This is a genomic window from Mycobacterium sp. MAC_080597_8934, assembly GCF_000523975.1.
GTDB classification, from domain to species: Bacteria; Actinomycetota; Actinomycetes; order Mycobacteriales; family Mycobacteriaceae; genus Mycobacterium; species Mycobacterium avium.
Genome location: NZ_JAOS01000051.1, coordinates 1 through 3,444 on the forward strand (window position 1 = coordinate 1; position 3,444 = coordinate 3,444).

General features: G+C 68.0%; 3 protein-coding genes and 2 pseudogenes. All 5 read left to right on the forward strand.

Annotated elements, in window-relative coordinates; all coding sequences use genetic code 11:
• Positions 1–55: 55 nt before the first annotated feature.
• A pseudogene (locus NF20_RS22270) lies at positions 56–1,104 on the forward strand (tyrosine-type recombinase/integrase).
• Complete coding sequence (locus NF20_RS28550) at positions 1,101–1,262, forward strand: hypothetical protein (RefSeq protein ID WP_255343498.1); 162 nt, start codon at positions 1,101–1,103, stop codon at positions 1,260–1,262. The pseudogene NF20_RS22270 and the gene NF20_RS28550 overlap by 4 nt, the downstream one beginning before the upstream one ends.
• A complete protein-coding gene (locus NF20_RS28555; RefSeq protein ID WP_254697389.1) occupies positions 1,259–2,293 on the forward strand; it encodes a hypothetical protein in 1,035 nt (344 codons plus the stop codon). Before NF20_RS28550 ends, NF20_RS28555 begins: the two co-directional genes overlap by 4 nt.
• A complete protein-coding gene (locus tag NF20_RS28560; RefSeq protein ID WP_232060663.1) occupies positions 2,290–3,042 on the forward strand; it encodes a tyrosine-type recombinase/integrase in 753 nt (250 codons plus the stop codon). The genes NF20_RS28555 and NF20_RS28560 overlap by 4 nt, the downstream gene beginning before the upstream one ends.
• A 43-nt stretch (positions 3,043–3,085) precedes the next feature.
• Positions 3,086–3,307 (forward strand): annotated as a pseudogene (locus NF20_RS22280) (transposase); the annotation flags it as partial.
• Between the last annotated feature and the right edge of the window lie 137 nt (positions 3,308–3,444).

The window sequence follows — 3,444 nt, forward strand, 5'->3', positions numbered from 1 at the left end:
AGCGCTGAGCACGGATGGATGCTGTCTGCATCTCGGTGGGGAAGGCGGAGCGGCGATGCGGGTACTCAAGAGCGACAGCGGATATGTCCTGGAGGGCGACTGGGACGGGCAGGACGCGGTGAACGCGTTTCTCAACCATTTGGCGGGACGGGGGTTCAGCGCGGCCACGGTGCGGGCCTACGCATTCGACGTCGCCAATTTGAGCCGGTTCCTCGTCCAGCAAGCGGTCGGGCTCGCCGCGGTCGATGCGCCGTTGGTGTTCGACTGGATCGACTGGCAAGGCGTCCGCCGAACGGACCAGCCCACCGGCGGTCACCGCTCGTCGACCCGCCGGCAGCTTCGACGGTGAACCGCCGGGTCGCGGCAGTGCGCGCGTTATTCGAGTATCTGGTGATGACCGGTGTCTGCACCGACAATCCGGTGCCGTCGCCGCGGCGGGGACAGGGGCTGCGCCAGTCGCAGCGGGGGTTGCTCGGTCATCTGGGTCCCGGGCGTGCACGCAGTGGCGGTAGGTTGGTGCGTCAGCCGCAGCGTCTTCCGGAATCGTTGTCCACCAACGATGTCGACGCGTTCCTGGCGACACTGGCAACGCACCGGGACCGGGCGATGGTGCTGGTGATGCTACTCGGAGGGCTGCGTTCGGCCGAGGCGCGTGGCCTGCTGCTCGCCGACGTCGATATGGGCCGGCGCCGGCTTCGGGTGATCGGCAAGGGCGGCAAGGAACGTCATGTCCCGGTCGATGCGGCGTTCTTCACCGAGCTCGCCGCCTACCTGCGATGGGAGCGGCCGCCGGGGTTGGCGACGCCGCAGTGCTTCGTAGTGCTGCGCGGCCCGACGACCGGTGCACCGGTCAGCGAGGCCGGGCTGCGCAGCCTGTTCCGTCGGCACCGGGAGACCTCTGGCGCCACAAGAGTCCGCCCGCACCGTTTACGGCATACCTACGGCACCGAATTGTCGGCGGCCGGAATCGATCTGCTGGCGTTGCGGGCGTTGATGGGGCATGTCTCGCCGGAGACCACGGCCCGCTACGTGCATTTGTCGATCGAGCAGCTCGCCGCCGAATACGGTGCTGCTCGTGCGACGTTGGCCGGAGCCCGGCAGTGACCACGGTGTTGGTCGGCCAACCCGTAGGCGCCGACGAGGTGGTGGCGGATTATCTCGACCACGTCGCCACCCTGGGTTTGAGCGGCGGGCGGTACGCGACCGGATTCGGATCGCTCGCGACTTCACCGCACGCCACCGCGACCTGCACGCCTGGATGACGCTGCCGGCAGCCGAGCGGATCGCCGAGATACGGGACACCGGGGCGTGGCCGCTGATCTGTCACACGATCGGCACCGGCCGGTTACGGCTGGACGTCGAGCTGGCCGCGGTCAAACAGTTGACCGGGCTGGGCCGCGCAGTGGAGGACCGGGATCCGAGCGGATTCGCCGCGTTGCGGAATGCGGGAATTCGGTTGGGCTGGAGGAGTTCCTGGGTCGAGACGGTCCTCGGCGAATGTCTGGCGGTAGTGCTGGCACACCACGGCGGAATGGTCGCCGACCTGACCGGCGACGCGCTCGACGACTTCGACGCCGCGCTGTCACGTACCGTGGTGCCGCCATCGTCGCGGCGGGCATACAGGGGGCGGCTGGCCAGCCTGCGGCAGCTGTTGTTCGAGACCGCGGTCATCGACACCGCGCCGAAACGCCGGCGGTGGGCCCGTAGCCTCGAGCAGCGCTTCACCGAGGTGGAGATGCCCGACCCGATCCGTCAGACGTTGCTGCGCTACATCGGCGTGCGCGCGGCGGTGCTGCGGCCCAAATCGGTCGAGTCGCTGATCAACGACCTGCTGCCCTTCGCCGAATACCTCACCGCTCACCATCCCGACGTCATCAGCCTGCGTGAACTCGACCGGAGCTGCATCGAGGGCTACCTGAAATGGAATCGCACCCGGGGCTGGCGTGGTCAGCGCGCCGCCGCGGGCGCCGGGCGCACCGTCTCGGCCGCGGTGGCCCAGTCGGCAGTGCTCAGTCTGCGCAACCTGCTCGACGACATCACCGCCTGGGGCTGGGCGCAGGCCCCACCACGGCGGTTGGTATTCGCCGCCGACGTCCCCAAACTCGACCAGCCGTTGCCACGCGCGCTAGCACCCGATGTGGACGCGGCAGTGATGAACGCCGTTGCCCACCTGCAGGATCCGTTCGCCCGCATCGGCCTGACCGTGCTGCGTGGTGCCGGCCTGCGGGCGGGGAACTGCTCGACCTCGAACTGGGCAGCATCATCGACTACGGACCGGCCGGAACCTGGCTGAAGGTGCCACTGGGCAAGCTCGCCACCGAACGCATGGTCCCGCTCTCCGCCGCGACCCTCGCCGCGCTCGACGAGTGGGTCGCCCTCCGCGGCACGCACCGGCCGCTGCCGCACCCACGCACCGGCGTGCTCACCGACTTTCTGTTCACCCGGCACGGACGCCGCCTGGGCTACACCCGGCTGCGCAACGGGCTGCTCACCGCCGCTGAATCCGCCGGGTTGCACCGTCCCGACGGCGGCGTCCTGATGGTCACTCCACATCAGTTGCGCCACACCTGGGCCACCGAACTCGCCAACGCCGGGATGAGTCTGCAGGCCTTGATGTCCTTACTCGGGCACGTCACTCCACAAATGACGATCCGCTACGCCACCCTGGCCTCGCCCACCCTGCGCGCGGCCTACGACGAAGCGATGGGCAAGATGCGCCGCCAGTTCACCCTCACCCCGGTCGGCAAACCGATCCTGCCCGACAAGGTCGGCTGGCTGCACAGTGAAATGCTGAAAACCCGCGTTGCACACGGATACTGCGCTCGCCACGAATCCGCGGGCGCGTGCCCTTATGCCAACATCTGCGAAACCTGCGACAACTACGTCACCGCCCCCGAATTCCGCGACACGCTCACCGACCAACTCGCCGACGTCCAGGCCCTCAGAACCGACGCCGAGTGCCGCGGCTGGACCGACGAAGCCGCCCGCCACGACCGCGTCGCCCACGCCCTTACCGACCACCTCCAGCGCCTCGATCGATGAACATCCCACCCCGACGGGTTGACCCGCCCCCGAGGGCCGGATAATGGAGCGATTGAACAAGGAAATCAAACGCCGCACCGACGTCGTCGGCGTGTTCCCCAACCCCGCCGCGCTGTTACGGCTGGCCGGCTCGGTACTCGTTGAGGCCCACGACGAATGGCAGGTCGCCGACAAGCGCTACCTCTCCGAGACCAGCCTCGCTCTGCTCGACGTCAGTGACCAAAGTGCCGAAACCATTGCCCCCACAGCCGCTCTCACGGCATAGTGGCTACCACAGAGCCACACGCGGACACGCGACCGCTCTTACACCACTCCACAGGACGTGACCGACAATCGCGAAAAACGTTGCAGCCCAAATGGGTACAAACCACAACTGTCTGATGCGCGCTGTACGACCCCACA

Excerpts from the sequence above, each read along its gene's own strand:
- NF20_RS28555 (WP_254697389.1), top strand. The coding sequence starts at position 1,259 with ATGACGCTGCCGGCAGCCGAGCGGATCGCCGAGATACGGGACACCGGG.